This is a genomic window from Streptomyces sp. NPDC056361 (genome assembly GCF_042262805.1).
Lineage (GTDB): Bacteria > Actinomycetota > Actinomycetes > Streptomycetales > Streptomycetaceae > Streptomyces.
Genome location: NZ_JBHJQI010000008.1, coordinates 23,602 through 50,552, shown reverse-complemented (window position 1 = coordinate 50,552; position 26,951 = coordinate 23,602). Strand labels below are relative to the sequence as shown.

At 71.4% G+C, this 26,951-nt stretch carries 16 protein-coding genes; 7 read left to right on the top strand and 9 right to left on the bottom strand.

The window, feature by feature from the left end:
• The first annotated feature begins 260 nt into the window (after positions 1-260).
• Positions 261-2,267, top strand: a complete 2,007-nt coding sequence (gene fusA / locus ACFCY7_RS04355) for an elongation factor G (RefSeq protein ID WP_376481194.1) — start codon at positions 261-263, stop codon at positions 2,265-2,267.
• A gap of 72 nt (positions 2,268-2,339) precedes the next feature.
• Here the strand turns inward: fusA and ACFCY7_RS04350 are convergent, their stop codons facing one another.
• Positions 2,340-9,365, bottom strand: a complete 7,026-nt coding sequence (locus ACFCY7_RS04350) for a ricin-type beta-trefoil lectin domain protein (protein WP_376481192.1) — start codon at positions 9,363-9,365, stop codon at positions 2,340-2,342.
• Between the two features lie 315 nt (positions 9,366-9,680).
• Between ACFCY7_RS04350 and ACFCY7_RS04345 the strand changes: the two genes are divergently transcribed.
• Positions 9,681-14,024: a ricin-type beta-trefoil lectin domain protein gene (locus ACFCY7_RS04345; protein WP_376481190.1), complete on the top strand. Its 4,344-nt coding sequence runs from the start codon at positions 9,681-9,683 to the stop codon at positions 14,022-14,024.
• On the opposite strand, the gene ACFCY7_RS04340 is transcribed toward ACFCY7_RS04345, so the two are convergent.
• The gene (locus ACFCY7_RS04340; RefSeq protein ID WP_376481188.1) at positions 14,014-14,520 is read right to left on the bottom strand and encodes an ATP-binding protein; all 507 of its coding nucleotides are present in this window, start codon (positions 14,518-14,520) and stop codon (positions 14,014-14,016) included. The genes ACFCY7_RS04345 and ACFCY7_RS04340 overlap by 11 nt on opposite strands.
• A 149-nt stretch (positions 14,521-14,669) precedes the next feature.
• Between ACFCY7_RS04340 and ACFCY7_RS04335 the strand changes: the two genes are divergently transcribed.
• Positions 14,670-15,503 carry a helix-turn-helix domain-containing protein gene (locus ACFCY7_RS04335; protein ID WP_376481186.1) on the top strand — a complete coding sequence of 278 codons (834 nt, stop codon included), beginning with the start codon at positions 14,670-14,672 and terminating at the stop codon, positions 15,501-15,503.
• Positions 15,500-15,739: a DUF397 domain-containing protein gene (locus ACFCY7_RS04330; RefSeq protein WP_376481184.1), complete on the top strand. Its 240-nt coding sequence runs from the start codon at positions 15,500-15,502 to the stop codon at positions 15,737-15,739. Before ACFCY7_RS04335 ends, ACFCY7_RS04330 begins: the two co-directional genes overlap by 4 nt.
• 9 nt (positions 15,740-15,748) lie before the next feature.
• On the opposite strand, the gene ACFCY7_RS04325 is transcribed toward ACFCY7_RS04330, so the two are convergent.
• Entirely contained in the window at positions 15,749-16,702 is a 954-nt protein-coding gene (locus tag ACFCY7_RS04325) for a cupin domain-containing protein (RefSeq protein ID WP_376481182.1), read from the bottom strand.
• A gap of 97 nt (positions 16,703-16,799) precedes the next feature.
• Between ACFCY7_RS04325 and ACFCY7_RS04320 the strand changes: the two genes are divergently transcribed.
• From ACFCY7_RS04320 to ACFCY7_RS04310, 3 genes are all read left to right on the top strand, one after another.
• Entirely contained in the window at positions 16,800-17,645 is an 846-nt protein-coding gene (locus ACFCY7_RS04320) for an NmrA family NAD(P)-binding protein (RefSeq protein ID WP_376481180.1), read from the top strand.
• 58 nt (positions 17,646-17,703) lie between these two features.
• Positions 17,704-18,549 (top strand): MerR family transcriptional regulator, encoded by an 846-nt coding sequence (locus tag ACFCY7_RS04315; protein WP_376481178.1) that lies wholly within the window; start codon positions 17,704-17,706, stop codon positions 18,547-18,549.
• 150 nt (positions 18,550-18,699) lie between these two features.
• Positions 18,700-19,803, top strand: a complete 1,104-nt coding sequence (locus ACFCY7_RS04310) for an SGNH/GDSL hydrolase family protein (protein ID WP_376481176.1) — start codon at positions 18,700-18,702, stop codon at positions 19,801-19,803.
• A gap of 144 nt (positions 19,804-19,947) precedes the next feature.
• Here ACFCY7_RS04310 and ACFCY7_RS04305 read toward each other — a convergent pair whose 3' ends face one another.
• The 6 genes from ACFCY7_RS04305 to ACFCY7_RS04280 form a co-directional block, all read right to left on the bottom strand.
• Positions 19,948-20,418: a hypothetical protein gene (locus ACFCY7_RS04305; RefSeq protein ID WP_376481174.1), complete on the bottom strand. Its 471-nt coding sequence runs from the start codon at positions 20,416-20,418 to the stop codon at positions 19,948-19,950.
• 140 nt (positions 20,419-20,558) lie between these two features.
• Positions 20,559-21,944, bottom strand: coding sequence for a hypothetical protein (locus ACFCY7_RS04300; protein WP_376481172.1), 1,386 nt, complete (start codon positions 21,942-21,944; stop codon positions 20,559-20,561).
• Between the two features lie 175 nt (positions 21,945-22,119).
• A complete protein-coding gene (locus tag ACFCY7_RS04295) occupies positions 22,120-23,346 on the bottom strand; it encodes an ATP-grasp domain-containing protein (protein WP_376481170.1) in 1,227 nt (408 codons plus the stop codon).
• Positions 23,347-23,477: 131 nt separating this feature from the next.
• On the bottom strand, positions 23,478-24,737 hold the full coding sequence (locus ACFCY7_RS04290) for an MFS transporter (RefSeq protein WP_376481168.1): 1,260 nt from the start codon (positions 24,735-24,737) through the stop codon (positions 23,478-23,480).
• The gene (locus ACFCY7_RS04285) at positions 24,734-25,939 is read right to left on the bottom strand and encodes an ATP-grasp domain-containing protein (protein WP_376481165.1); all 1,206 of its coding nucleotides are present in this window, start codon (positions 25,937-25,939) and stop codon (positions 24,734-24,736) included. Before ACFCY7_RS04285 ends, ACFCY7_RS04290 begins: the two co-directional genes overlap by 4 nt.
• A gap of 50 nt (positions 25,940-25,989) precedes the next feature.
• The gene (locus ACFCY7_RS04280) at positions 25,990-26,946 is read right to left on the bottom strand and encodes a cupin-like domain-containing protein (RefSeq protein ID WP_376481163.1); all 957 of its coding nucleotides are present in this window, start codon (positions 26,944-26,946) and stop codon (positions 25,990-25,992) included.
• Positions 26,947-26,951 lie beyond the last annotated feature (5 nt).

Here is a 26,951-nt window from a genome sequence, read left to right as displayed (position 1 = left end):
GCGGCGCTCCCTACACTCGCGGCACGGCGCACCGACCGGTGGGCCGTGCCGTCACGTCAACCGAGGGGAGCCGACCGTGCGTTGCCGCCTGTCCGTTCCCCGTGCCCGCCGCTTCGACGTGATCCTCGCCTCTCGTGCCGGCCGGTGGCGGCTGCGCGCCCGCCATCGCCGACCCGTGACGTACTGACCCCGATCCTTCGGGGATCCGTCCGGGAATCGCGCTGCCCCGTTCTCCACGCAGCAGCGAAAGGCACGACACCGTGCGTACCACCACCCTCGGCATCCGCAACCTCGGCATCCTGGCCCACGTCGACGCCGGCAAGACCACCGTCACCGAGCGGATCCTCTTCCTCACCGGTGCCACCCACAAGCGCGGCGAGGTCCACGACGGCACGACCGTCACCGACTTCGACCCGCAGGAGCGGGACCGCGGCATCACGATCTTCGCCGCGGCCGTCAGCTGCGACTGGGCGGGCCACCGGATCAACCTGATCGACACGCCCGGCCACGTCGACTTCTCCGACGAGGTCGAGCGCTCGCTGCGCGTCCTCGACGGCGCCGTCGCCGTCTTCGACGCCGTCGCGGGCGTCGAGCCGCAGAGCGAGACGGTGTGGCGGCAGGCCGACCGGCACGGCGTGCCCCGCCTCGCGTTCGTCAACAAGCTCGACCGCGCGGGCGCGGAGCTCGACGGCGCCGTCGAGTCGATCCGTACCCGCCTCGGCGCCGTCCCGCTCGCCGTCCAGCTCCCCATCGGGCGCGAGGACGCGTTCACGGGCGTCGTGGACCTGGTCAGGATGCGGGCGTACGTGTGGGCCGACGGCGCCGACACGTACACGGACGAGCCGGTCCCGGACGACCTCCGGGACGAGGCCCGCCACCGCAGGCGACACCTGGAGGAGACGGTCGCCGAGCTCCATCCGGGCGCTCTGGAGGAGTTCTGCGAGCGCGGCGCGCTCACCGAGGAGACCCTCACGGGCTCGCTCCGGGACCTCACGCTCTCCGGCGAGGCCGTGGTCGTCCTGTGCGGCTCGGCGTACCGCAACCGGGGTGTCGAGCCCCTGCTCGACGCCGTCGTCGCGTACCTCCCCGCCCCGTCGGACATGCCGCCGGTCCGCGGCGAGGTCCCGGCGGACCCGGAGGCCCCGTTCACCGCGCTCGCCTTCAAGGTGAGCGCGACCGCCACCGGCCGCATGACCTACCTCCGCGTCTACGCGGGCACGATCGGAAAGGGGGACACCGTGCTCGACACGACCGCCGGACGCACGGAGCGGATCGCCCGCATCCTGCGCGTCCAGGCCGACCGGGCGACCGAGGTCGACGCGGCGCGCGCCGGTGACATCGTCGCCGTCGTCGGACCGAAGACCGTCCGCGCCGGAGCGACGCTCTGCGCCCCGGACGCGCCGATCGTCCTCGAACCGCCCTCCACCGCCGACCCCGTCGTCTCGGTGGCCGTCGAGGCGCGTCGCGGCACGGACACCGGCCGCCTCGCGACGGCCCTCGCCCGCATGACGGAGGAGGACCCCTCGCTCGTCGTCCGGTCCGACCCGGAGACGGGCCAGACGGTCCTGTCCGGCCTCGGCGAACTCCACCTGGAGGTCGCGGTGGAGAAGCTCCGGCGCGACCGGGGCCTTGAGGTGACCGTCGGGCGTCCGCAGGTCGCGTACCGGGAGGCGGTGACGAAGGGCGTCACCGGTCTGCTGTACCGGCACGTCAAGCAGGACGGCGGCGCGGGCCAGTTCGCCCACGTCGTCATCGACGTCCAACCCGTCCAGGAGGGAGAGGAGTTCGTGTTCACGTCCACCGTCACGGGCGGCCGCGTCCCGCAGGAGTACGTCCGCGCGGTCGAGGCCGGCTGCCGCGACGCCCTCGTCGAGGGCCCCCTCGGCGGCCACCCGGTCACGGGTGTCCGCGTCACGCTCACGGACGGCGCCACCCACCCGAAGGACTCCTCGGAGATGGCGTTCCGCACGGCGGGCCGCTTCGCCCTGCGCGAGGCGCTCCGCGCGAGCGTCATGGCCCTCCTGGAGCCGGTGGCCGACGTCACGGTCACCGTCCCCGCGGACTCCGTCGGCTCCGTCCTCGGCGACCTCGCGGCCCGCCGCGGCCGGGTGACGGACTCGACGACCCGCTCCGGTACGGCCGTGGTGACGGCCACCGTCCCGCTGGCCGAACTGTTCGGCTACGCGTCCCGCCTCCGCGGCCGCACCCAGGGCCGGGGCACGTTCACCACCCGGCCGGCGGGGTACGCCCCCGCCCCGACCCCGTAAAGGGAAAAGCGGGGTGCGCTCGCAGTGAGCGCACCCCGCCTTACGGGTCGGAACCCGGGTCGGAACCCGCGGTTACGGGCCGACCGCCGGCCTCACCTGAGTCGTCCCGCGCATGGCGGCGACGGTGTCGAGCATGCCCTGGTGGAACTGCTCCTGGGTCATGCCCGTGCCGTACTTCTTGAACATCTCGATGCCCTGGCGGACGCTGACGATGTCACCGGCGTCGGTGCCACCGTTGAAGAAGCTGGCACCGGGAAAGGCCGAGGAGGCACCGCCCTCCAGGTCGCCCTCTCCGAATCCCGCCGCCATGCCCACGAAGCCGTAGTGCACGTTGGACCAGACGTCGTAGAACGCCTCTTCGCCCGTGCCGGGCACGATGAAGTAGTAGTCGGGATTGGTGCGCAGATGCATCATCTTCTCGATCTTGGGCTTGTGGTCCCACTCGGCTCCCGCGCGGACCAGGCCGATCCATTCGATGGTCGCCATGCCCATGCTCATCGGCATCCAGCTGGTGTTCAGGTCGCGCATGTTCCCGACGGCGTCGGACTGCAGGTTCCGCGTGATCTCGGCGTACATGTACGCCTCGGCGGTCTGCCAGCGCTGGGCGCCCAGCGCGCGTGCGGCGGCCCGCTCCTTGGCCTGGCGCACGATCTTGCGGGCGGCGTTCCAGTCCTTCTTGGCCTGGGACATGTGCGTGGGGCCTTCGCCGCGGTGGTGCGGGTCGCGGTTCCAGGTGCCGTTCTTGTCGGCCTCCTCCTCCATGGCCTGGGCGTGTCCGGCGCAGTAGTCCCAGACGCAGTTGTTGGAGCCGTCACCGATGACGCCGTCGTGGTCGCCGCCGCCGCCCTCGTAGTACGGCTTGGGCGGTACTCCCGCGCAGACCCCGTCGGGGCCGCCGCCCGGTGAACCGTGCAGGCACATCCGACCGTCCGGGTCGGAGTTGGTGACGGGGTTGTTGTCGGCGTAGGCGTAGCCGTTCCAGCTCTGCGGGTCGGCGTTGTCCAGCAGCGGGTCGGCGCTGAGGAACCGGCCGGTGGCGGGCTGGTACTGGCGGGCGCCGAGGTTGGTCAGGCCGGTCGTGGTGTCCTTGCTGCCGCCGACGAATCCCTTGCCGCCGGCCCAGGTCGCGGGCTGGACGCCGCGCGGGTTGCCGAAGGGGTCGGTGTGGCGCCGGGTGGCGGTGAGCGTCGACAGGTCGACGGCGAGGCCGTCGGTGCCGTGGTGGTCGGCGACCTGGGCGACGAACGCTCCGGCGGCCGTGCCCGCGCCCGTGCGGACGATGCTCATGCCGCCGGGGATCGGGTAGGTGCGGATGCCGGTCTGCGGCTTGGGCGTGGCCGTGCTCGCGGTGTCCACGACCAGCTCGTCGGTGCCGAGGGTGAGCGTGGTCTTCCCGGGGTTGCGGCGCACCAGCTGGTTGCCGTCCGCGTCGTGGACGAAGGTCGTGGTGGTGTCCGGGACGGTCCATTTCTGTCCGGCGGGCGCCGAGGTGGCGCAGTCACCGAGGACGAGGTCGGTGCCGTTGGTGGTGACGTCGCCGGGGACGGCGAGGCAGCGGCCGGAGACGGGGTTGTGGAGGGAGGTGTCGGGGCGGGCGGTCCAGGTCTGGGCGGGGCTGCCGTCACAGGTGCGGAGCTGGACCGGCGAGCCCGCCGCGGCGCCCATGGCCTGCAGGCACTTGTCGGCGTTCGAGAGGCGGTTTCCCGCGGTGGCGAAGTTCTGCGCCGCGCCGGAGTTGCAGGTGTAGATCTGCGCCGGTGTTCCGTCGGTGGTGCCGCCGCCCTGGATGTCCAGGCACTTGCCGCCGATGCCCTTGACGGGGGTGGCCGTGGTCAGCGAGGCGATCTTGCCCTCGCTGTCCCAGGTCAGGGTGCTGGTGCCCGCCTTGCCGGCGCGGTACGACGTGGTGTTGCCGATCGCGTCGTACTGGGAGGTGTCGCTGTTGGTGGTGGTCGACGTCCTGGCGGTCGAGGTGAGCAGTGCGTGCGGGCCGCCGGTGCCGCCGCCCGTGGCGGGAGCGGTGGTCGGGGTGTTGACGACGCCGGGGGCGCCGAACGTCTGGGTGGTCGTCACGTCCTTCGTGGTGTCACCGGCCGGGTCGTGGCCGACCAGCCTGGTGCGGTTGCCGGTCAGGTCGTAGCCGTAGTCCTGCCAGTACGGCGCCGGGCCGCCGGTGGTCGCGGTGGACGGGGTGGTGTTGGCGCAGCCGCCCTGGTCCTGGGTCTGGCCCTGCTGCGGTGCGGCGAGTGCTCCCTTGTCGGTCCAGGCCGTGGTGAGCCTGCCGAGCGTGTCGTAGGCGAAGCACTGGCGGTCGGTCTGGGCGGGGGTGTTGTCGGCGATGCCGGTGATCGAGGTGACCTGGCCGGCGTCGTTGTAGGTGTAGCCGGTCTGCTGGACGGCGCCCGTCTGGGACGTCTGCTTGTCGACGAACTGCTGCCGGATCCGGCCGGTGGACTGGTCGTAGTCGGTGGTGGTGACGACCTGGGTGGCCCAGGGGTTGACGGTCGAGCGGACCGGGCGTCCGAAGGCGTCGTACTGCGTCTGCACGTCGTACGTGGTGGCGCCCGCGTACTTGTACATCAGTCCGTAGTCGTTGTACGAGTAGAGGATGTCGTCGAGCGGGACGCCGCCGAGCGCCGGGAGGATCGTCTCCTTGGGGTGGCCGGTGATCTTGTCGTAGACCGCGCTGGTCGTGTACGAGAACGTGCCCGAGGCGAGTCCGGCGTCCGTGCCGGGGAGGGTGATCGTCGTCCCCGTGACGCGGTAGCCGTCGTCGTATCCCTTGACCTTCGTCGTGTACGCCTGGCCGGCCGCGCCGCCGACGTACCGGGTCGACGTGGCGGGCTTGCCCTTGCCGGCCGTCGCGGTGTCGAAGGTCCAGGCCGTGAGCTGCTTGTCGGCCGTGGCGGAGGCCCCGTCGTACATGCCGGTCTTCCGGCCGATCAGGTCGTAGGTGTACGTGAGGGTCTGGTTCTTGGCGTTGGTGGTGCTCGCCAGGTGTCCGGCGCCGTCCCAGGTCTGGGTGGTCGTGCCGGTGTCGGGGTCGGTGGCGGTGATCTGGCGGCCACGCTGGTCGTAGCCGTACGTCCAGGTGTTGCCGACCGCGTCCTTACGGGTGAGGGGGTTGCCGTCCGCCGCGTAGGTGGTGCGGGTGATCACGGCGTCGGAGGCGTTGCCCGTGATGGTGGGGGTGGTGTACTGCCACGCCTCCGTGGTCCGGCCGCGGCCGTCGGTGAGCGTCGTCGTGGGCGCGATGCCCTGCGGGGACAGCACGTCGGTCCGGTCGACGCCCTTGTGGTCGGTGGTGGTGCGGGACTGCTCCACGCCCAGCGACCAGGCGGCGAGGACGACGGCGCGTCCCCGGCCGTCGTAGGTCGTGCGGGTCTGTGACGGGATGGTGTTCTCGCCGGCGACGAGGAGGGTTCCCGTCGGGCCCGACGCGTCGTTGTACCAGGGGGCGTTGACCGTGCGCGCCCTGCCCTGCGAGTCGAGGATCGTCTCGGAGACGAGCCGGCCGGTGTAGGCGGGGTTGGAGGGGGACGCCTGCGTCTGCCGCGTGCGGGCGAAGCCGTCCATGATGTCGATGCTCTTGACGTAGACCGGCGTCTCGCTGTCGCGCATCAGTTTGTTGGTGGTGACCGCCGACGGGACGCCGGCCTGGTCGGAGATCGCGTACGTGAACGTCACGTTGGCGTTCGGGTTGGCGGCCTGGGTACGGCCGGGCAGCCAGACGGCGGTGAGACGGCCGAGCGCGTCGTAGCTGCGCGTGCTCGTCTTGAGGTTGGGGTCCTTGAGCGTCAGCGGGAGGTTCCGGCGGACGTCGAAGGTGGTGACGGTGGGCCAGGTGGTCGTCTCCGGCTGGCCGGGCACGGGCGCGGAGACCGTGAGCGTGGACGGCAGTTCGCCGGTGGCGGCCGGCGCGTACGTGGTCGTGGTGACCGCGCCGTCCGGGTGCTGGGCGTCCTTGCTCTGGGGGTCCTTGGCCGAGAGGGTCCGGCCGTAGACGTCGTAGGTCGACTCGGCGGTGGACTGGAAGACGGGTGTTCCGTCCGTCGCGTAGCGGTCGAGCACTTCCTGCTTCGTCGCGTCCGCGGTGGCGGCGGCCTGCCCGGCGGGCAGGTTGTCGTAGAAGCTGCGGGTGCGGGCGACGGTGTTGGCTGCCGTCGGGGCGGCGGTGCAGGCGTCCGCGCCGGAGACGACGAGCTTCTCGGCGACCAGGCCGGTGACCTGGGCGTCGGCCCCCGTGGCGTAGGTCAGCCGGGTGCACAGGTCGGGCAGGCCCTCGGCCTGCTCCAGGGAGGTGACGACTCGGTTGTTGCGGGTGGCGTCGGTCGTCGTCGTGGTGACGGTGGACCGCCAGCCGCCGTCGGCCTTCCTGCCCTGGTCCGTGACGGTGGCCGTGGTGGCGGAGTAGCGGGCGACGAGGTCCGGCATGCCGGCGCCGCGCGGCTGCGTGGCGGTCGTGGCCTCGCCCGAGGAGCCGTTGACGCTGCGCGCGGCGACGGTGCCGCCGGCCTGGTCGTACGTCTCGGTCTGGAGCACCCGGCCGCTGAGCCAGTCGTGGTCGGTGACCGAGTGGCCCAGGGCGTCGGTGCGCTGGACGGTGCGGGTGCTGCTGTCCTTGCGGACGTCACCGTTCATGCCCTGGAGGTACGTGGTGACGACCTGCGACTTGGGCCCGTCGCCGCCGCTGCCGGTGACCGCGGTGACCGTGGCGAAGCCCCGGAAGTCGCCCCAGGTGCGGGACTTGGGGTCGGTGAACTCGCTGTCGTCCCGGTGCCAGGCCGCGGGGCCGTAGGCGTACTTGGTGATCTTCTGGGGGGCGTCGGTCGTGGTGTCGTTCTCGGTGAGCGAGTCGACGGTGTAGCGGTTGAACCAGTCGAGGACGGGGTCGGCGCCGAGGACGGAGCCGTCCGGTGTCCAGCGGACCGGGTAGCAGGACGTGGTGTTGTCGTCCTCGGCCGTCGGCATCACGTGGTTGACGCGCGAGCAGGACGGCAGGTCGTAGTCGACGTTGAGGACGCCGCCGGTCTCGTTCTTGATCTGCTGGATGCGCGCGCGGTTCATGAGCGGCGGCGCGGGGACGAGGTCGGTGCCGTCGACCCGGTTCGGGAGCATGACGGGGACGAAGGTCACCGGGGGAAGCGAGAGCGGCGGGGTGCTCGTCCGGCCGGTGCGCACGATCGAGTCCAGCCACAGGACCTTCTGGCTGGTGGCGTCCTTCGGGTCGGGGAAGGAGTGCTTGAGGGTGTAGAGGTCGACGTCCTGCCAGGCGCCGTTCACCCGCACCTGCGTCAGGACGGAGGCCAGCCGCCGGGTGGTGAAGAAGGTCGGCGTGACCGTGGTGCAGGTGCCGGTGGCCTTGCACTCCTGGTCGACCGGCACGTCGGGCCAGTTGTTCTTGTTGGCGACGGTCCGCTGCGCGGGGTCGCAGAGGGCCGTGTCGAGGCAGCGCTCCTCGGTGGTGAGGGTGAGGCGGACGGCGGGCTGGAGCCCTCCGCGGGCCGCGATCTGCTCCGGGAGCCGCTGCCCGTACGCGACCGAGGCCAGGGTGGTGGCGCGGGTGTAGTCGGTGGAGGTCCCGCTGCCGGGGTTCTGGCCGCCGCCGCGCGCGTAGTGGTTGGTCTCGCGCGACCAGGTGTACGTGGTGAGGTTGCCGTGCGGGTCGACGACGTGGTCGAGCTGGAGGCGCTGCCACATCCGGCACCAGGAGGCGTTGCCCTTGGCCGTGTCGTGGCAGGGGTCGCCGGCCTTCGGGGAGTAGACCGGCACCTCGGAGGCGGAGCCCGTCGCCGGGTCGCTGTTGTCGCCGCCGGGCAGGTGGTTGACGCCGAAGTAGTAGACGGTTCCGGTGGTGTCGGTGACCTTGGCGTAGGCGCCGTCCTGGACACCGTTGGCCGCGCCGGAGCCGAACTCGATCCGCGTGCCGTCGTCGTTCTTCAGCCGCCACACGCCGGTCGCCGCGTCCGTCGCGGCCGCACCGGTGCCGACCCGGACGAGCGGTCCGGAGTGGCCGCCCAGCGACAGGGTCGCGTTGTAGCCGCCCCAGCAGAGGTCACCGGAGTGGGTGATGCCGGCCTTGTCGCAGGGCTTGTAGGTGCGCTCGATGAATCCGGGGTTGAGGTCCCAGCCGTCGCCGATCCACGATGCCTGCGCGTTGGTGGCGGACGTGCGGCCGTCCACCGACGAGGAGTCGTAGGACAGGGCCAGTTGGGGTGCCGCGCCGCCGATGGCGGCGGGTGCGAGGAGCGGATAGCTGTATGTCAGGGCGCCGGAGGAACCGCCCCCGGCCCATGCCGAGGAGGGGTTCAGGGCGGAGGCCGTGTAGTCGCCGCCGCCGCCCGAGGCGCCGGTCTCGGCGGCCAGGAGCATCGGCGCGACGAAGGCGCCCGCCGACCGCAGGGGCGACTGCGTCGTACCGGTGGCGACCTTGGCCGGGGCCGCGTCTCCGGCCGGTACGGCGATGTCGGCCGTCACGCGGCCGGTGGCCTTGTCGATGCGGGTGGCCAGCGGCTTGCGGACCTGGCACGCGGGAAGCGCGGGCGTGGTCGCGGCGCAGGCGGGCAGCGTGACCAGACGGCCGCGGGAGGCGAACTGCCCGCCCGTGGCCTGCTGGAGGGCCGCCATGTCGAGGCCGATGTTCACCGGCACCGTGGCGCCCGGCGCCTGGCCGGTCGCGGCGACCGAGAACAGCAGGCCCTGCACTCCGGCGGCGCGGGCCGTCTTCGCGTCGTTGCGCACGACGGCGACCGCGGGCAGCGGTGCTTTGCGGTGCTTCGCCGTCGGGGCCACCCACACGGGGAGCGTGCCGGCGCGCACGGCGGACGTCGCGGGCCGGGCCGTTCCGGCCAAGTACGTCGTCTCGTAGGACTGTTGGGATGCGGCCTTGGTTCGCGGCGGCACCGCGTGGGGAGGTTTCACCGGGCCGCGCTTCTTCGCCTCGCGCGCGGCCACGGGGACGGTTTTCGGCAGCGGCGTCTTCGCCGGCTGCCAGATCCTGTCGAAGTCCGGTCCGGCCGGGGCGGCTTGGGCCGCCGGCACTGCCAGAAGGGACGCCGTCAGGGCGAGGACGAGCGGGCTGGTAGTCCGTATCCGCATATGTCGCCTGGAACGGCGCATGCCAAAGCGTGGCATCGCACTTCCCCCGTTGAATGCAGTAGCGGCCGTCGACCCCAGTGATCGACGGCACAATCGCACGGGAACTTAACAGCCGCGCCAGCTACTTGACGTATTGCGACAGTTGAAAGACAGACGTGTCTTACATCACAGCATGCGTAATGTGTGAAGACTGCACACAAGGCGGACACATCCCGCGTGGCGTGTTTTGGTCCCTCCGCCGCGCCACTGTCACAGTGCCCCGGATCTCTGCGCGCACGCGCCGGGAACACGCACATGCATGGGGGAGCAACAAGCATGTCCACTGGACAAAGACCAGGAGCCGGAGGGCCGTTGTCGGCCGCCGTCGTCCTGGCGACATCGGCCGCGCTGCTGGTCGCCGCGCCGTACGCGGCACAGGCCGCGCCGTCGCCGCGGCCCGACGTCTCGGCCGCCCCGGCCGCCGCACCGGCACCGGCGCGGGTCGGGACCGAGCGTCCGGAACAGCAGGTCCGCACCGCGGCCGAGAAGGCTCGGGAGAAGGCCCGGACGTCCGGAAAGGACGCCCTGGTGCCCGAGTTGACGGACGAGTACAGCACCACGGTCGTGACGCCCCAGGGGAAGCTCCGCACGGAGCGACACCTCGTGTCCCAGCGGAAGAAGGGCGGGGCCGACGGCTGGACCACGCTCGACGACACCCTGGTGACGCGCCCGGACGGCACCGTCGCCCCGAAGGCCTCCGACGCCGACCTCGCCATCTCGGGCGGCGGCACCGGCCCCCTCGCCACGATGACCGCCGAGGACGGACAGCGCCTCTCGGTGTCCTCGCCGTTCCCCGGCGCACTGCCCAAGCCGGTCCTCAGCGGCAACGACGCCCTCTTCGAGAACGTCGCACCGGACACGGACCTCCAGGTCACCGCCACCAAGTGGGGCGGCTACACCACCGTGGTGATCCTCCGCAGCCCGACCGCCGCAGCCAACCCGGTCGTGCGGAACCTGTCGTTCCCCACCGTGACGAAGGGCCTCACCCTCGCCAAGGACAAGGACGGCAACCTCACGGCGAACAGCGGCGACGACACCGTCTTCCGCGCCCCCGCCCCCTTGATGTGGACGGCGAAGGAGGCCCGGAAGCCGGCCGTACGGGGCGCGAAGTACGCCGACATGGACGCCGCCGAGCCCAGCGCCAAGACCAACGGCAACGTCGACGGCCTGAGCAGCGCCGAAGGACCGGGTTCCCGGGCCACCGTCGCCAGGATCCCCGTCACCTCCGCGAAGGTGACCGGCTCCGCGCAGCGGGCGACCGGCGCGATCGCGCTCGCCCCCAGCACCGCGCTGCTCGACGACCCGGACACCAGCTACCCGGTCTACATCGACCCGTCCTGGTCGGAGGACACCCGGAACAAGCAGCACCACGCCTGGGTGATGCAGGCCTGGCCGAACACGTCCAACTTCGACCGCACCGGCGGCGCCGACCGGGACCACCCCGGCTCGGGCTACCAGGGCTGGGAGAGCCCGTACGGCATCGAGCGCGCCCTGTTCGAGTTCGACATCAACGGGTACTGGGGCTCGACGATCGCCTCCGCCACCCTGCGGGTCAACCAGTACATCTCCTCCGACTGGTCCTGCACCACGAAGTACCCGGTGGGCCTGTACCGGGCCCGCGAGTTCGACTCCTCGGTGTCGTGGAACAACCACGAGGTCCGGGAGTGGCTGGACGGCAAGGACGTCCCCGGCAACGGCACGAACTCCGCCTGCTACAACGACATCCCCATCGACTTCAACGTCACGGGCGCCATGCGCGACGCCATCCGCGACACCAGCAAGCCGATCGCCTTCGTCCTGCGCGGACTCGAGGGCACCGGCAACAAGATGGGCTTCAAGCGCTACAACTACAACGCGGTGCTCACCGCCTCTTACGACTTCCCGCCGAACACCCCGGAGAACCCGCACGCCTATCCGACGCCCCGCCGCGTCGTCGCCGGCGACACCCAGGCCTGCGCCTCGGTCCCCCAGTCCCAGTACGGATGGGTGACCGGCACCACCACCACGCTGATCTCCAAGGTCAACAGCCCCAACCAGGGGCAGCTCACCGAGTGGGTGAACGTCTGGGACGAGACCTCCCAGGCAACCGCGCACCAGAACTGGTCTGGCTTCGTCGCGCGGGGCACGGAAGCCTCGTACACCCTGCCGCAGGGCACCCTGCAGAACGGCCACGCCTACGCCTGGGCGACCCACGGCGACGACGGCCTGCTCCGCGGCCCGTCCAGCACGACCTGCCACTTCGCCGTCGACACCACCCCGCCGGTCATGGCCTTCGGCGACTTCACCGACCCGAACACCCAGTACCCGCCGGCCGGCAACGGCCAGATCACCAACCTGCGGCTGGGCGACAACGGCACCATCCCGCTCTCGGCGTCCGACCCGAGCCCCGGCGCCGGACTGGTCTCCTCGGGCCTGGCCTGCGTCCAGTGGGGCTTCGACCCCCAGCTCTCCGGCGCCCAGCAGAACTGCGGCAGCCCGCTGAACACGAGCGGCATCAGCGTCCAGCCCACCCACTGGGGCACCAACGTGCTCTACGCGCGCGTGCTGGACGAGGCGGGCAACGCCTCCCAGACGCTCTCGTACGCCTTCTACGTGCCGTGGAAGGACGGCCCGGTGGCCTTCGGCGACACCACCGGTGACGCCCGCCCCGACATCCTGCTCCCGGACGACGCCGGAAACCTCGTCACCCACGGCCGCGCCACCGACGGAACCGCCGTCAGCATGCAGCCGAGCGGCACCGCCGCGACCGCCGTCCAGGCACCCGAGGTCCCGGCCGGCCGCACCTGGAAGAACTACCGGGTCGCGCACCGCGGCTCGCTCGACCCCGGACGCAACGTCGACGACCTGTTCGTCCACCGCGAGCCCACCACGGTCGGCGGCCTCGCCGGACAGGACCTGTTCGTCTACGACAACAGCCTGGACGATCCGGGGCGGTTCACGCTCGGCACCAAGGACAACATCGCCAAGCCGGCGTGCGACCCCGCCTACACCACCTGCACGGGGTACAACAGCGACGTCGAGACCTGGCAGCACTCCACCCAGATCACGCCGACCGGATCGACGCGCACCTCGCGCACCCCGAGCCGGAAGGTCGTCGACGCGACCGGCCTGCTCGCGGTGGAGGCCGGGAAGCTCTGGTACTACCCGGCCAAGGCCCGTCTGGCGCTCGCCTCACCGACCCTGGTGTCGGGCACCATGGACTGGGACAACAAGGACCTGATCGTCCCGGGCAACACGCTCGACCTGGCCACCAGCACCACGGCGGACACCGCCCCGGCACTGTGGGTCCGCGACCGCACCAGCGGCGACGTCTTCCAGTACCGGCTCAGCACGTCCACCCGCACCGAGGAATCGGGCCTGACCTACACCGTGTTCGACGGTGTCACGGCCCAGCCCGCGAGCAGGATCCTCAACGGCATCACCGGCGACGACTATCCGCGGGTCGGCTCCGACGGCGACCTCACGGACGACGGCATCCCCGACTTCTGGGCCCTCGACGGCGCCGGAACGCTGCACGCCTGGGCGGGCGCGCCCGAGCAGGGCATGGTGAAGAACCTCACCGGTAAGCACGCACGCGGCAACACCCAGGCCCCGACGGCGCAGTGGCGCCTGGAGGGCGACGCCACGGCGGTTCCCGCCACCGCCAACGGCACCGCGGCGAACATCGCCTACGCCGACGCCACCGTCGACGGCCGCACCACCAAGGTCGCCGTCTTCCGCGACACCCTGAAGTCGTCCATCACCGCACCCGACAAGGTCGTCGACACCCGACAGAGCTTCACCGTCAGCACCTGGGCGAAGCTCGACAAGCCGGACGGCGTGATCGTCAGTCAGGACACCGCCCACGGCAGCGCGTTCATGCTGTGGGGCGATTCCGGCAACTGGCGCTTCGCCCTCGCTCGCGGGGACGACGACGGCTGGCCGTACGACTACAACCACATCGTCAACCCCGCCAACGCGTTCAAGCCCGGCGTCTGGACGCAGCTGACGGCGACGTACAACGCCACCACGGGTGCCATGAGCCTGTACGTCAACGGCCGGCTCGGCTCCAGCGGCCAGCACGCGGCGAGCACCAGCCCCGCCCCGAGCGGCAAGCTGGTGATGGGCCGGTACAAGTACGTGAGCCAGCCCAGCAACTGGCTGGACGGCAGCGTCAGCAACCTCGGCGTCTACCAGGGCTACACCCCGCCGGCCACCACGGTCGACAGCCCCGTCCGCTTCGCCGCCTCCCCGGACATCTGCGTGGACGCCCCGGGCGGCAACAGCGGCAACGGCAACCACCCGCAGCTGTGGGGCTGCAACGGCACCGACGCCCAGCGGTTCAGCGTCAACGCCAACGGCACGCTCACGCAGAAGAACCAGTGCGTGGCGGCCACCGGCAACGGCACGGACTCCGGCACGGGCGTGATCTTCTGGCAGTGCCTCGGTGAGGGCGGCCAGCAGTGGCTGCCGCGAGCCGACGGCTCGATCTACAACCCGCAGTCGAACCGCTGCCTGGACGTCCCCTGGGGCAACCGCAACTGGGGCACCGTGTTCCAGCTCTACGACTGCAACGACACCTTCGCGCAGAAGTGGAGCGTCCCGACCCTCCACACCCCGGCCCTCCCGGTCAACCCGTAACCGCACACGACACCGCATCCGACGAACGCCCCGTCCCACCAGGACGGGGCGTTCGCCTTTCCGTGAGGTCCAGCTCGGCCCGTACGGTCTTCCCCGCCGGTACGCGGTCCAGCACCGCCCACCGCGACGCCAGCGCCTCCACGAGGAGGAGGCCGCGCCCGCCCTCGTCGAGGGGGCCGGGCGCGGCCGTCGCGGCCGGGCGGCGCTCGCCCCGCGTGTCGGAGACGTCGACCCGAAGCAACAGCCCGGGCGTGTACGAGAGCGTCAGCTCGAAGTCCCGCCCGGGCACCCGGCCGTGGGTGACGGCGTTCGCGGTCAGCTCGGCCACCAGAAGGCCTGCGGTGTCCGAGTCCTCGGAGCCGTACGGGACGCTCCAGCGGTCGAGCTGATGGACGGCGAGGCGGCGGGCGAGGCGGGCGCCGCGCGGGGTCGAACTGAAGCGCTGGGTGAACACACGTACGGTGACGGTGGGTTCGCGAGTCGCGGGGGAGGTCATGGGGCCAATGTGGCGGCGCCCTCGGGGAGTTACCAGCTCAGAAACTCGTACGCTGCACAGCGTACGGGTTCACGCTCTGGACCGTACCGGTGACTATCGGTGAACCTGGACTCGTTCTGCGCGAGCACACGGGTACGGGAGGTGGCGGGGTGACGGACGAGGTTCCGAAGGGGAGCGAACCGGAGACGTCGGAGAGCCTGAAGGCTTTCGGGGAGGTGGTCAAGGTCTTCCGCAAACGGGCGGGCCTGACACAGGAACAGTTCGCCCCGCTGGTGGGCTACTCGGTCCCCATGGTCGCCTCGATCGAGCAGGGGAGACGCCTGCCGTCGAAGGAGTTCGTGGACCGGGCGGAGGAGGCGCTGGACGCGTTCGGGGTGATCCTGGCGGCGGCCAAGCACTTGACCCGCAAGGCGGGGCTTGCGAAGTGGTTCGAGGGGTGGGCGGAGCTGGAGCCGCTGGCGGTGACGCTGTACACGTTCGAGAACCGGCTCGTACCGGGGCTACTCCAGACGACTGCATACGCCCGGACGCTCTTCGAGAAGCAGCTCCCGGCGATGAGTGACGACAAGATCGAATCGAACCTCGTCGCTCGCATGGAGCGGACGGACATCCTCGCGGAGCACCCGGAGACGATCTTCAGCTTCATCATCGAGGAGCACGCGCTTCGCCGCCAGGTAGCCGACCAGGAGTTCATGCGCGAGCAGTTCGACCACATCATCGAACTCAGCGAATGGCGCAACATCGACATCCAGATCATGCCGCAGTCACGGGGGCACCACGCAGGTCTCGACGGCCCCTTGTGCCTCCTGGAGAACGAGGAGAACACCTGGTACGCCTACAGCGAGGGCCAGGGCAGCGGCCAGCTCATCTCCGACCCCAAAGTGGTCAGCATCCTTCAGCAGCGATATGCCAGGATGCGGACACAGGCTCTGTCCGTAGAGGCGACCGTGGGCCTGTTGCGGGAGATCCGAGGAGCACTATGAGCACCACTGAACTGTCTTGGTTCAAGAGCAGCTACAGCACCGGTGACGGCGGGAACTGCGTAGAAGTCGCCCTCTCCTGGCACAAGTCCAGCTACAGCAGCGGCAGTGGCGACGACTGCGTCGAGGTCGCCTCCTGCCCCTCCACCGTCCACGTCCGCGACTCCAAGAACCCCACCGGCCCCCAGCTCGCCCTCTCCCCCGCCACCTGGACGGAGTTCGTCGCCCGGCTGGGCTGACGGCGGAGCTCAGCCGACCGGCGCGGTCGTCGCCCTGTGCTCGCTGGGCCGGATTCCGTACACGCGCTTGAAGGCCACGCTCAGCCCGAACGCACTCTGGTAGCCGACCTGTCGGGCGATCGACTCCACGGTGGCGTCGGTACGCGCGAGCAGGTCGGCGGCGAGCGCGAGCCGCCAGCCGGTGAGGTACGTCATCGGCGGCTCGCCGACGAGGTCGCCGAAGCGGCGGGCGAGGGTGGCCCGGGAGACGCCCGCTTCCTCCGCGAGGGTCGTCACGGTCCAGGGGCGGGCGGGCCGGTCGTGGATGAGGCGGAGGACGCGGCCGGCTACGGGGTCGCCGAGCGCGCGGTACCAGGCGGGCGGGTCGGCCTCGGGGCGGGCGAACCACTCCCGAAGCGTGGACAGGAGCAAGAGGTCCAAGAGGCGGTCGAGGACGGCCTGTTGGCCGGGGTCGTCGCGGCTGATCTCGTTGTCGGTGAGTTCGAGGATGGGCCCGGTCTTGCCGTCGTCCTGGTGGACGACGAGGACGCGGGGCAGGCCGCCGATGAGGCGTTCGGAGACGCGGCCGTCGACCTGGTAGCTGCCGGTGAGCAGCAGGGTCGTACCGCCGGGGGCGTTGGCGCAGGTGCGGAGGCCGAGGATGACGTCGTCGCTGATGTCCTCGCCGTCGGCGGTGGTGCAGTGGCCGGGGTGGACGACGTAGAAGGGCGGTGTCCCGGCGTGGGCGTCGTCGGTGACGGAGAAGGGTTCCGCGCCGGTCACGAGGGCGACGTCGCCGGGGCCGAGGGCGACGGGTGCGGCGTCGCCGCCGGGGACGACCCAGCCCGAGCCGCGCAGCATGGTGACGACGGCGAGCGGGGTGCCGCCGGCGAAGCGGATCGACCACGGCGGGGCGAGGATGTTGCGGCTGAACAGGGCGCCGTCGGAGCGGACTTCGTAGAGGAGGCTGGCGAGCGGATCCACGGACCGAGTCTAGTGACCGAGCGGCTGAGCGGCTGAGACATCGATGTGAGCGCGTGGACCATTCTGTGATGCATGGCGCCGCCGTTTGACTGATCGCATGACGACGATGAGGAAAGACAAGCCGATCCTGGTCCTCGGCGGGACGGGCAAGACGGGCCGCCGTGTGCTCTCCCGCCTCCGGCAGCGGGGTTACGAGGTCCGCGCGGCCTCCCGGAAGGGGGCGGCCCGCTTCGACTGGAACGACGAGAACACCTGGGAGCCGGTGCTCGACGGGGTGGGAGCGGCCTATCTGGTCGATTCGATGCAGAGCGACGCGGGGACGTCGATGAGCGCCTTCGGGAAGCTGGCCGCGGCGCGCGGTGTCGAGCGGCTCGTGCTGCTCTCGCACCGCGACTGGGTGGTTCCCGAGGGCGAGGAGAAGTTGCCGTGCGAGCGGGCGGTGCGGGAGTCCGGGGCGGAATGGACGCTGCTGAAGCCGGCGTGGTTCGCACAGAACTTCAGCGAGGACCCTTTCTTCCGGGGGCAGTTGGTCGACGGCGAGGTGGTGTGGTCGGCCGGGGCGGGCACCGAGCCGTTCGTGGACGTCGAGGACATCGCGGACGTCGCCGTGGCCGCCCTCACGGAGGACGGCCACGGCGGCCAGGCCTACGAGCTGTCCGGTCCGCGCCTGCTGAGCCTGGATGAGGTGGCGGACGAGATCGCCCGGGCGACGGGGCGGGTCATCGCGTACCGCCCCGTCCCTCCGGACGACTTCACGGCCTATGCGGCACGGCAGGGCCTGCCGGAGGACTTCACCGCCCTCCTGAACACGCTCTTCGGGTGGATCGGCGAGAACCGTTTCGCCACCCTCGGCGACGGCGTGCAGCGGGCATTGGGCCGTGAGCCGCGCGACTTCGCGGACTACGTGCGGGTCACGGCCGCGACCGGGATCTGGCACGGCTGATCAGAAACCTGGGGACGGGCTTGACTCTCGGGTAACGCGAGACGGCACAGTCAGTGCCGTGGACAGGAGAAACCTGCTGCCGATCGGGCAGTTCTCGCAGGCCAGCGGCCTCTCGGTCACCGCGCTTCGGCACTACGACGCCAGTGGCGTGCTGGTGCCGGCGTTTGTCGATCCGGTGAGCGGCTACCGGTACTTCCGGCGTGACCAGGTGCGTACGGCGCAGTCGATCAGGGCGCTGCGGCAGCTGGACATCCCGGTCGAGGAGGTGCGCCGGCTGCTCGGCGGCGGCGAGGAGGAGATCGCCGCCGCCCTGCAGGCGCATCTACGGGCGGCCGAGCGGCGGCTGGAGGTGCAGCGCTCCCTGGTCCACAGCCTGCTGAGCCGAATGACCGAAGGAGCAGAGATGACCCACCGCGTCACCGTCCGCCAGGGCGCCGCCGAACGGATCCTCGTCCGTGGGGCGACCCTGGACAACTCCGGGCTCGACGCCTTCCTCCGCGTCGCCTACCAGGAGATCTACGAGGTCGCCGGGCGCGGCCCCCTCACTTTCACCGGGCCCGCCTTCGTCCGGTTCCACGGGGTGTGCGACGACGAGAACGAAACGCTCGTCGAGGCGTGCCTGCCGTTCTGGGAAGGCGGCGCGCAGCCCACGGACCTGCCCGAGGGCATGACCGTGCGCGAGCTGCCCGAGAGCGCCCTCGCCTGCACGGAGGTCGAGGGCGCGGCCGCCGCGTTCCCCCAAATCCTCGGCGCGTACGACGCCGTCGCCGACTGGATCACCACGCACGGCTTCGCCTTCGCAGGCCCGGTCCGGATGGTCTACCGCCGGTGGACCGGGACACCGGACCACCCGGACAACCGCATGGAGATCGCCTGGCCGATCGACGAGCCCGCCGACGACTAGGCAGTAGGGACGAAATCGGCTGAGGACGGGCCCGGCCTCGGACACGGTGGAGTGAATGATCATCAGGACCGTGGACCACCGCGAAGCGCGACTGGTTGAGTACGGAGCGTTATAGACCGCTTGGTTTGTTTCCTGCTTTCAGGAGGCTACGTGTTCCACCTCCAGACATCCTTCGCGCGCAGGGTCGCGCTGGGCGCGCTCACCGCACTGGCCCTCGCGGCCGCCGTCCCGGGCGGCTCGGCTTCGGCGGCACCGGAGCCGGCGCAGTGGGCGGCGCTCGGCGACTCGTACACGGCCGGCGTGTTCGTCGGCTACCCCCGCCCGGAGCTCGGCAGCGCGGACCGTGACGGCTGCGACCGCACGACGGGCGCGTACCCGAACCTCGTCGAACGCAGGCTTACGGCGGAACCGCCCGCGGGCCGGCTGGTACAGCTGACCGACTTCAGCTGCGGCGGCGCCACCATCGCCGAGATCGCCTCGGCCCGGCAGACCCCCATCAGCCCGGTGCAGGCCCCAGCGGACGGCTGGCCCAGTGTGGTCTCACAGGTGGACCGGGCGGGACTGAGCGCGAGCACCGACGTGGTCACGATCGGCGTCGGCGGCAACAGCCTGCCCTTCGGCAAGATCCTCACGTCCTGCCTGATCGCCGGCATCGGCCAGCCGGACGAAGCCACCCCCTGCCGGGACGCCTACGAGGCCGGCGGCCCGTTCCTCGACCCCGAGTCGATCTACGACAAGTACGACCGGGTCACCCGGGAGTACGCCGGCATGCTGCGCGCCGTGCACGAGAAGGCGCCCCATGCCAAGGTCATCACGGTCGGCTACCCCACGATCGCCCCGGAGGACCCCACCACCTGTGACCGCCAGGACACCACCGAACTGGCGGCCGACATCAAGGACATCGGCCGGATCTCGGCCACCCACGGGGACATCGCCTGGCTGGGCGAGGTGAACACCCACCTCAACGCGATCATCGAAGCGATCACGGAGCTGAGCGACGACACCTACGTCGACACCGCCGCCTCCAGCGTCGGCCACGACGCCTGCCAGCCCCGGGCCGCGAAGTGGGTCGAGGGAGTCTGCGGCGAGGCCGGCCCGTACTGGCCGAACGAACTCGCCGTCGGCCCGCTCACCCTGACCTGCTCGGGCGGCAACCGGGCCACGCTCGTGCACCCCAACGCCGCCGGCCACGCCAACACCGCGACCCTGGTCGAAGCCGCCGTCCGCAAGGCCTTGGCACCTGACCTGACCTGACCTGTTCGCACCGCCCCACCGCCCCTGGCCCCAGCGGCCCGGGGCGGCCCGGCCGCGGGTGGCAGGCCGGGCCGGGCACGTTTTCAGGTGCAGTCGACGGCCCGGTTCCGCAGCCGGTTGCGGACGCCCATGACCGCCGCCGCCTCAGCGCATGACGGACGAGAAGTTGTCGAGCTGGATCCAGGTGACCTTGGTCGCCGCCTGGGGGCCGTAGGCCCAGAGCTCGCCTGCCGTGTTGACCTCGATGCGGACGGAGTTGACGCCCTGACTGTTGTTGCGGGGGCAGACGCCGCGGGTCACCTTGGCCGGACGGATGTCGGAGTCGAGCGTGCCGAGGAGGGCGTCGGCGGTGAGCGTGCCGGTGATCAGGCCGCGCAGCTGGAGGAACTCGGTGCCCGCGAGGCGGATCACGCGGGCTTCGGCCGGGGCGACGAGGTCGTTCTTCACGACCGTCTCCAGGGTGATCGGCTTCCAGTCGACGAGGATCTGGCAGCCGTCCGCGGGGTCGACGGCGGCGGCGGGGGCCGCGGTGAGCAGGGGGGCTCCGACGGCGACGGCGGGGGCGGCGAGGGCGGCGGTGAGCAGGGCGCGGCGGCTGGTCGTGTGCTCGGTCATGGTCGATCCTCCGGATCGGGTGGGGTGGACGGACGGCTGCGCGGGCGTGGCGGCTGAGCGACGGGGGCTCGGCGGGCTCACCGGGCCCGTCGGGCTCATCGGGCCCGTCGGGCTCATCGGGCCCGTCGGGCTCACCGGGCTCATCGCCAGACGACGGAGACGCCGTCGAGGTCGATCCAGGTGATGGCGTTGTCGCTGTAGGCGCCGTACACCCGGAGCGCCCCGCTGACGTCCGTCTCGACGCGGCAGACGCAGCGCCCGGCGTTGTTGTTGCGGGGCACGCTCGCGCGCGTCGGGTGGGTCGGGCGCAGCCGGTGCGGCAGGGTCGCGATCTTGCTGTCCTCGGTCAGGCCGGGCGTGGCGGTGAGGGTGCCGCGCAGCTGGAGGTAGGTGGTGCCGGCGTAGGAGATCAGGCGCCCGCGCGGGCGCTGCGCGCCGGGCTTGACGACGGTTTCGAGCGCGAGGTCCTCCCAGTCCGCGAGGACCCGGACGCCGCCGACCGCGGGCCTCGTCGGGTACCAGCTGATCGTGACGTCACGCGAATCGGTCTTGCCGGGGACGGTGTTGCTGAAGCCGATCAGCAGCCGGGTCTCCCCGGTCTCTCGGTCGACCTCGATGGCGGCGCCCTCGGGCTCGCGCCGGGTGAGGCCGCCGGCGGTGGTGACCACCTGCCGGTCGAACCGCTTGCCGGTCGCCCAGTCGTAGGAGGTGAGGAAGGCGACGCCCGGGAACCCGTCGGCGGGAAGCGTGTTCGGGTCCTTGTCGACGAGGTAGGGCGCCCACTGGTACCAGTAGAGGACGTCGCCGAGGACGGCGTAGCCCTGGGACGTGAGCTCCGGCTCCAGCGGGTAGCGCGACGGAACGGCGGGGGTGACGTCCTCGTCGACGCAGTCCGGCGGCGGGGGGACGAGGTCCTTGCATTCCTTCACGACGAAGGTGGTGCCCACCGGGACCCAGGTGCCGGCGGCGGCCGCGGCGAGGTCGTAACGGGTGAAGTGACGGCGGCCGTTCTTGTGGTACATCACGCACAGCAGGTTGTTCACCGGGTCGATCGACGGCCCGGTGCCCGCCGTGCTGCCGGGCGGCGTGAACTTCCGCAGCACCGGATCGTCCGCGTCGAGGATCGTGCCCGGGTCGAACACGAACCGCGTGACGGCCTTGCCGAAGGCGGCCTTGATCGTGCCGTCGTCCCGCCTGCTGTAGTGCAGCGAGCGGCCGACCTCGGTCCAGAGGTACGTCGTGCCGTCCTCCTGCGGCTCCGCGCCCATCGAGATCCCGTGCCCGAATCCCCGCAGCTGCATCGAGCCGTCGACCTCGCCGGTCAGCCGGTTGATGCGGTTGAGCCGCATGTTGCCCTTCTCGATGTCGTCCTGGTCGCCGCTCTCCATCTGGAGGACGAAGACCCATCCGTGGCGGGTGTCGGTCGCGATCGCCTGCGGCGCCGGGCCCTTCACCAGGTCGACGGTCTGGATGAGCCTGCCGGTCGCGCCGGACAGGTCGACGCCGTTGGCGTCCGTCTTTCCCATGGTTCCCTCCCCCGGGATCCCTGCTGGATCCGTATGCCGAGGCAAGATCATCACACGAGCCGTGATCCCGGCCCCGCGCCAAGGGGCGTGCACCCGCGAGGGGTTCAAGGCCGGGGCGGAGGCCGCCGCTGCCGTCTTCGGCGAGCCGGACGTCCTCGTCGACTCCGCCGGAGGGTCAGTCGTTCGCCTCGGGCATCCAGGTGTAGCGGAAGCGGAGGGCGGCGACCGCGTCCCGCGCGTGGTGCAGGGCTTCGGCCGCGGTGGCGCCGACGGCGAGGACGGCGGCGGAGCGGTCGGAACTCTGCCGGACGGTGGTCTGCGGGCTGCCGGGTTGCTTGAGCAGGTCGACCCGGTGGACGTGCGGCAGGCCGCGGACCTCCTCCACTCCCTGGATCTCGGTGAGGACGTTGCTCGGCGGTCCGGACGGGTCGGCGAACCAGACGGCGGCCGCACTCGCTTCGGTGCCGGCGGCGGCCAGCAGCGGGGACACGTCCTCGCCGATGGCCTGACGGGCCACCAGCTCGTGCACGTCGACGCCGGTGGCGAGCTCGACCAGGTCCATGATCGAGTCACCGCCGATCCGGTTGTGGGTCTCGATGAGCCGCGGGCCGTCGGCGGTGAGGACGAGCTCGGTATGGGAGGGACAGTCGTGGAAGCCGAGGGTGTCCAGCACCCGCTCCACGTACGCGGTGATCGCAGCCTCGGCGGCCGGGGCGAGCGGGGCGGGGACGAGGTGGCCGCGCTCGACGAAGGTCCGGGCGTCCTTGTACTTCTTGGTGATCGCGAGGATGTGGTGACGGGTCCCGGTCGAGAGGGCCTCGACGCTGAACTCCTCGCCGACCAGGAACTCCTCGACGATGACTCCGCGCTCCAGCTGCTGCTCGCCGAGGCGCTGCAGGGCGGCGTCCAGGTCGTCGGCGGTGTCGATCCGGGCCACGCCGGCGCTCGCCTCGCCGTCGACCGGCTTGACGATGCAGGGAAGGCCGACCGCGGTGACCGCGCTGCGGACCGACTCGCGGTCGCGGGCGAGCCGGTGGCGGCAGCCGGGGACGCCGTGCCGGTCGAGGATCTCCCGGGTGCGGGCCTTGTCGAGGACCCGCTCGAAGAGTTCGACGTCGACCACGGTCGGGATGCCGAGCCGGTCGGCGACGGCCTCGACGATCCGGTAGGTGTGCTCGTTGAAGGCGACCACGGCATCGAACGGGGCGGCGGCGTGCAGTACTTCGGCAACGGCGACCCACAGTTCGGGGGCGGCGGCGTCGAGGATGACGGTGTGCCGGTACGCGCCGGTGGCGTCGTCGGGGCGGGCCCGGCCACGGGGCATCAGCAGGACCAGTTCGTGTCCCAGGTCGTGCAGTCGGTCGTGGCACATCCGGTTGGTGCCCACCACCAGTACTCGCATCTCGCGTCCTTCGCCTTGTGGAACTGTTCGGTGCCGCAGGAGCGGGACCGGATGGAACTTCAGCCGGCCGTTCACCCCGGACGGCTCGCCCAAGGCCGCTCGCCCAGGGCGGCTCGCCCCGGACGGGGTCGTCAGTCGACGGCCGCCGCGGGCTCCACGCGGCCGGCGAGCGCGCGCAGGCCGGGGCTGCTCACCCGCAGCCGCTGGGTGAGCAGCGCGGAGACCAGGGCGATCCCGGCGGCGAACAGCCAGAAGTCGGCGCCGTTCCCGCCGTCGCCGAGCCAGCGGTAGACCGCCACGCCGAGGCCGCCGCCGACGGCTTCGCCGAGGGCGTTGCCGATCGAGAAGACGCCGTAGCCGAGGGCGCGGCTCCGGTCGCCGAGCAGCCGGAGCAGCAGCACGTCCATGGTGGGTACGAACATCATCTCGCCGATGGTGAACAGCACCACGCCGACCACCGCGCCGGAGTAGCCGGGGATCAGGTAGACGGTGGTGAAGGCCAGCGCGAAGGTGGTGTAGGCGGCGACGGTGGTGACGGTCTGTCGGCCCTTGGAGAGCTTCTCGGTCAGCCGGGTGACGCCGAGTTGGGCGACCACGATGAGCAGCGCGTTCAGCGTGTACAGCCAGCCGAGGCGGTCGGTGGCCCCGGTGTCGGAGGAGACGTGCAGGGCCAGCGCGTTGAAGAGCTGGCCGTAGCAGCACCAGCCGAGCAGGTTGATCAGCATGAACGAGCGCATGCCGGGCAGCGCGAGGATGTCGAGGTAGCCGCGCAGCGAGGAGTCGGGGGCACGGACCCGGCTGTCCATCCGCAGGCGGCGGTAGTTGAGGAAGGTGGTCAGGCCGGCCAGGCAGTAGACCGCCGAGACTCCGCCGAGCACCAAGCCGTGCTGATGGCGCTGGACGAAGAACAGGGCCACCGGGGCGGCCAGTGCGGAGGCGACGTTGACCGCGATGTTGATCAGCGAGAACAGCCGGGCGCGGTCCCCGCTGCGGTCGCTGGCCTCGGCGGCCAGCTGCTTGCTGGCGAGGGCGTTGACCGAGACGCCCAGGCCCGCCAGCGCGAGGGTGGCGGCGGTGGCGGGCAGTCCGCCGGCGACCCGCAGTCCGGTGAAGCCGACCGCCGCGGTGAGGCAGCCGAGCAGCACCGACAGGGACGCCGATATCCGGTCCAGCCAACGCGCCAGCGGCACCTTGGAGACCTTGTTGGCGATGGTGAAGACCAGGATCAGGAAGCCGGTCTGCCCGCCGCTGAAGCCGGCCGCCGTCAGCGACACCGCAAGCGTGGAGAGCAGGCCGAACAGGCCCATGTTGGTCATGAAGTAGTGCAGCGTGATGGAACGGGTGCCGCTGCGGGCGGCAGAGGCAGCGTCGGCCGCGGTCGGCTCGCTCATACGGCCTGCTGCGCGGCGGGTTCGAGCCGGACCAGGTCGCGGGCGGCCTCGGCCTTGGCGACCGCGTCGGCGGTGGACTCGCCCTGGCAGATCACGTAGCCCTGCCGACCGTCCGAGGAGGCCAGGTCGGTGAGCACCCGGCCGGGCGTCAGGGTGGAGACCATGCGTACCAGGCCGGGTGCCCGCCGGGCGTCCTCGAGTCCGTGGACCTCGCCGACGGTGGTGTGCTCGAAGGCGAGGAAGCGGATCGCGGCACCCTGGGCGCGCGGGGTACGGGCGGGCGCGGGCAGGTCGAGCAGACCGGCGAAGGTCTCGCTGATCACGTCCACGCCGGTGACCAGTTCGGTCAGCTCCCAGATCTGGTCGCCGCCGGCCCGGGTCTGCGCCTCGATCAGCCGGGGGCCTGCCGCGGTCACCCGCAGTTCGGTGTGGACCGGGCCGGTGCGCTGCCCGATCAGGTCGAGGAAGCGCAGCACCAGCGCGTCGATCGCCTCGCGCACCTCCGGGGCGAGCCGGGCGGGCTGCTGGTGGCCGAGCTCCACGAAGCCGGGGGCGCCGGTGGTGAGCTTTTCGGTCACCATGACGATCTCGTGCTTGCCGTCCCGGGAGAGGGACTCGACGCTGTACTCGGGCCCGTCGAGGTACTCCTCGGCGAGGACCGGCCCGTCCGTCCAGCGGGTGGTCCAGGTCCAGCGCTCGGCGATCTGGCTGTCCTCGGTGACCAGGTACACGCCCTCGCTGAGGCCGCCGGCGGTGGGCTTGAGCACGATTGGTCCGCCGCCGAGGGCGGCCATGAACGCGCCGGCCTCGGCCGGGTCGGCGCACACCCGGTGGCGGACCGGGCTGAGGCCGTGGCGGTCGAGCAGTTCCCGGGTGCGGGTCTTGTCCCGGGTCGCCAGGACCGCCTGGAGGTTGTCGCCGGCCACGCCGAGTTCGTGCGCGCAGCGGGAGGCCGGCTCCAGGCCGTACTCGGTGAAGGAGAGCACCGCGTCGAAGGGGTCGGCGGCGTGCCACTCCCGGACCACCGGCAGGATCTCCTCCGACTTCCGGTAGTCGAGCACGGCGTAGTTCTCCGCGCCCGCCCGGTGGTCGGCGTTGTCCCGCTCGGGGATCTGGATCATCGAGTAACGCAGACCCAGCCGACGGGCCTTGGGCACCTCGTGCCCAGGCCCGCCGACGAACAGTACGTGTCGTCCCGTCACGGGAACTGCCTTTCCAGAACTCGACTACTCGGACCTCGGGCTCTCGGGTCCTACTGGCGCAGGCGGGAGAGGTCGATGTCCATCTGGTGCGCCAGCGCCCGGCCGCGCGCCATCACCACGTCGAACAGCTCCGAGTGGGTCACCTTCAGCTCCTCGGGGTTGAGGGCGAGGGCGAGCAGCTCGCCGATCCGCTGGCGGACGTGCAGCCGCAGGTTGGCCTCGTCCAGGGCCTTGCGGCCGAGCCCGATCGAGTCGCTCAGCAGCACGATCCGGTGGAACCACCAGGCCGGCAGGTAGAGCACGTCGCCCGGCTTGAGCACGAAGCGGGTGAGCTGGGTGGCCGGCGAGTCGAGCAGGGCCTGGACGTCGAGTCGGCCGTCCGGACCGGGGAGCAGCTCGGCGTCGGGGCCCATGACGTACCAGAGCTTCTCGCCGACGATCTGGGCGTGCAGCACGTCGACCGAGTACGAGTCCTGGTGCAGCCGGGTGATGCCGCCCTGCTGACCGAGCCACAGCTGGTGGTTGGTGGAGGCCGCGTCGCCGTAGAGGCTGCGCCGGAAGTCGTACTGGGCGATGTCCAGTTCGGGCATGTCCTCGGCCAGCTCCGGGGTGGCGGTCTTGTAGTACCACTCCTGGAGGTAGAGCGGGGCCGCACCGGTGCCGGCGCTCTCCTTGAGCATGGTGACGAACTCGGCGAAGGTGGTCTTCCTCGCCGCCGCACTGCTGTAGCTGTCGACCACGACGGGGACGTCCCCGCAGCGCTCGGCAAGGTTGTCGAAGGTCCAGCCGCGCACCGACGGCCAGTTCGCGGCGTAGCCCTCGAGGACGACCGGGCGGCCCTTGGCGCGGTACTCCGCGTCGAACTCCTCGCGGGTGAGTCCGGTGCGGCGCTCGATGTCGGGCGCGGTCTCCAGTGCGTCGGCGAGCGGTCCGGACGTGAACGCCGCCTCCACCGCCCGAAGGCTTTCCAGGTCCCGCCGCTTCAGGTAGTTGGGTTCGATCGCCATCGTGT

What these genes read in the sequence shown, in the direction of transcription:
- ACFCY7_RS04280 (WP_376481163.1), bottom strand. Translation starts at nt 26,946, where the DNA reads ATGGCGATCGAACCCAACTACCTGAAGCGGCGGGACCTGGAAAGCCTT.
- ACFCY7_RS04320 (WP_376481180.1), top strand. Translation starts at nt 16,800, where the DNA reads ATGACGACGATGAGGAAAGACAAGCCGATCCTGGTCCTCGGCGGGACG.
- ACFCY7_RS04295 (WP_376481170.1), bottom strand. Translation starts at nt 23,346, where the DNA reads ATGCGAGTACTGGTGGTGGGCACCAACCGGATGTGCCACGACCGACTG.
- ACFCY7_RS04350 (WP_376481192.1), bottom strand. Translation starts at nt 9,365, where the DNA reads ATGCGGATACGGACTACCAGCCCGCTCGTCCTCGCCCTGACGGCGTCC.
- ACFCY7_RS04290 (WP_376481168.1), bottom strand. Translation starts at nt 24,737, where the DNA reads ATGAGCGAGCCGACCGCGGCCGACGCTGCCTCTGCCGCCCGCAGCGGC.
- ACFCY7_RS04305 (WP_376481174.1), bottom strand. Translation starts at nt 20,418, where the DNA reads ATGACCGAGCACACGACCAGCCGCCGCGCCCTGCTCACCGCCGCCCTC.
- ACFCY7_RS04345 (WP_376481190.1), top strand. Translation starts at nt 9,681, where the DNA reads ATGTCCACTGGACAAAGACCAGGAGCCGGAGGGCCGTTGTCGGCCGCC.
- ACFCY7_RS04300 (WP_376481172.1), bottom strand. Translation starts at nt 21,944, where the DNA reads ATGGGAAAGACGGACGCCAACGGCGTCGACCTGTCCGGCGCGACCGGC.
- ACFCY7_RS04330 (WP_376481184.1), top strand. Translation starts at nt 15,500, where the DNA reads ATGAGCACCACTGAACTGTCTTGGTTCAAGAGCAGCTACAGCACCGGT.
- ACFCY7_RS04340 (WP_376481188.1), bottom strand. Translation starts at nt 14,520, where the DNA reads ATGACCTCCCCCGCGACTCGCGAACCCACCGTCACCGTACGTGTGTTC.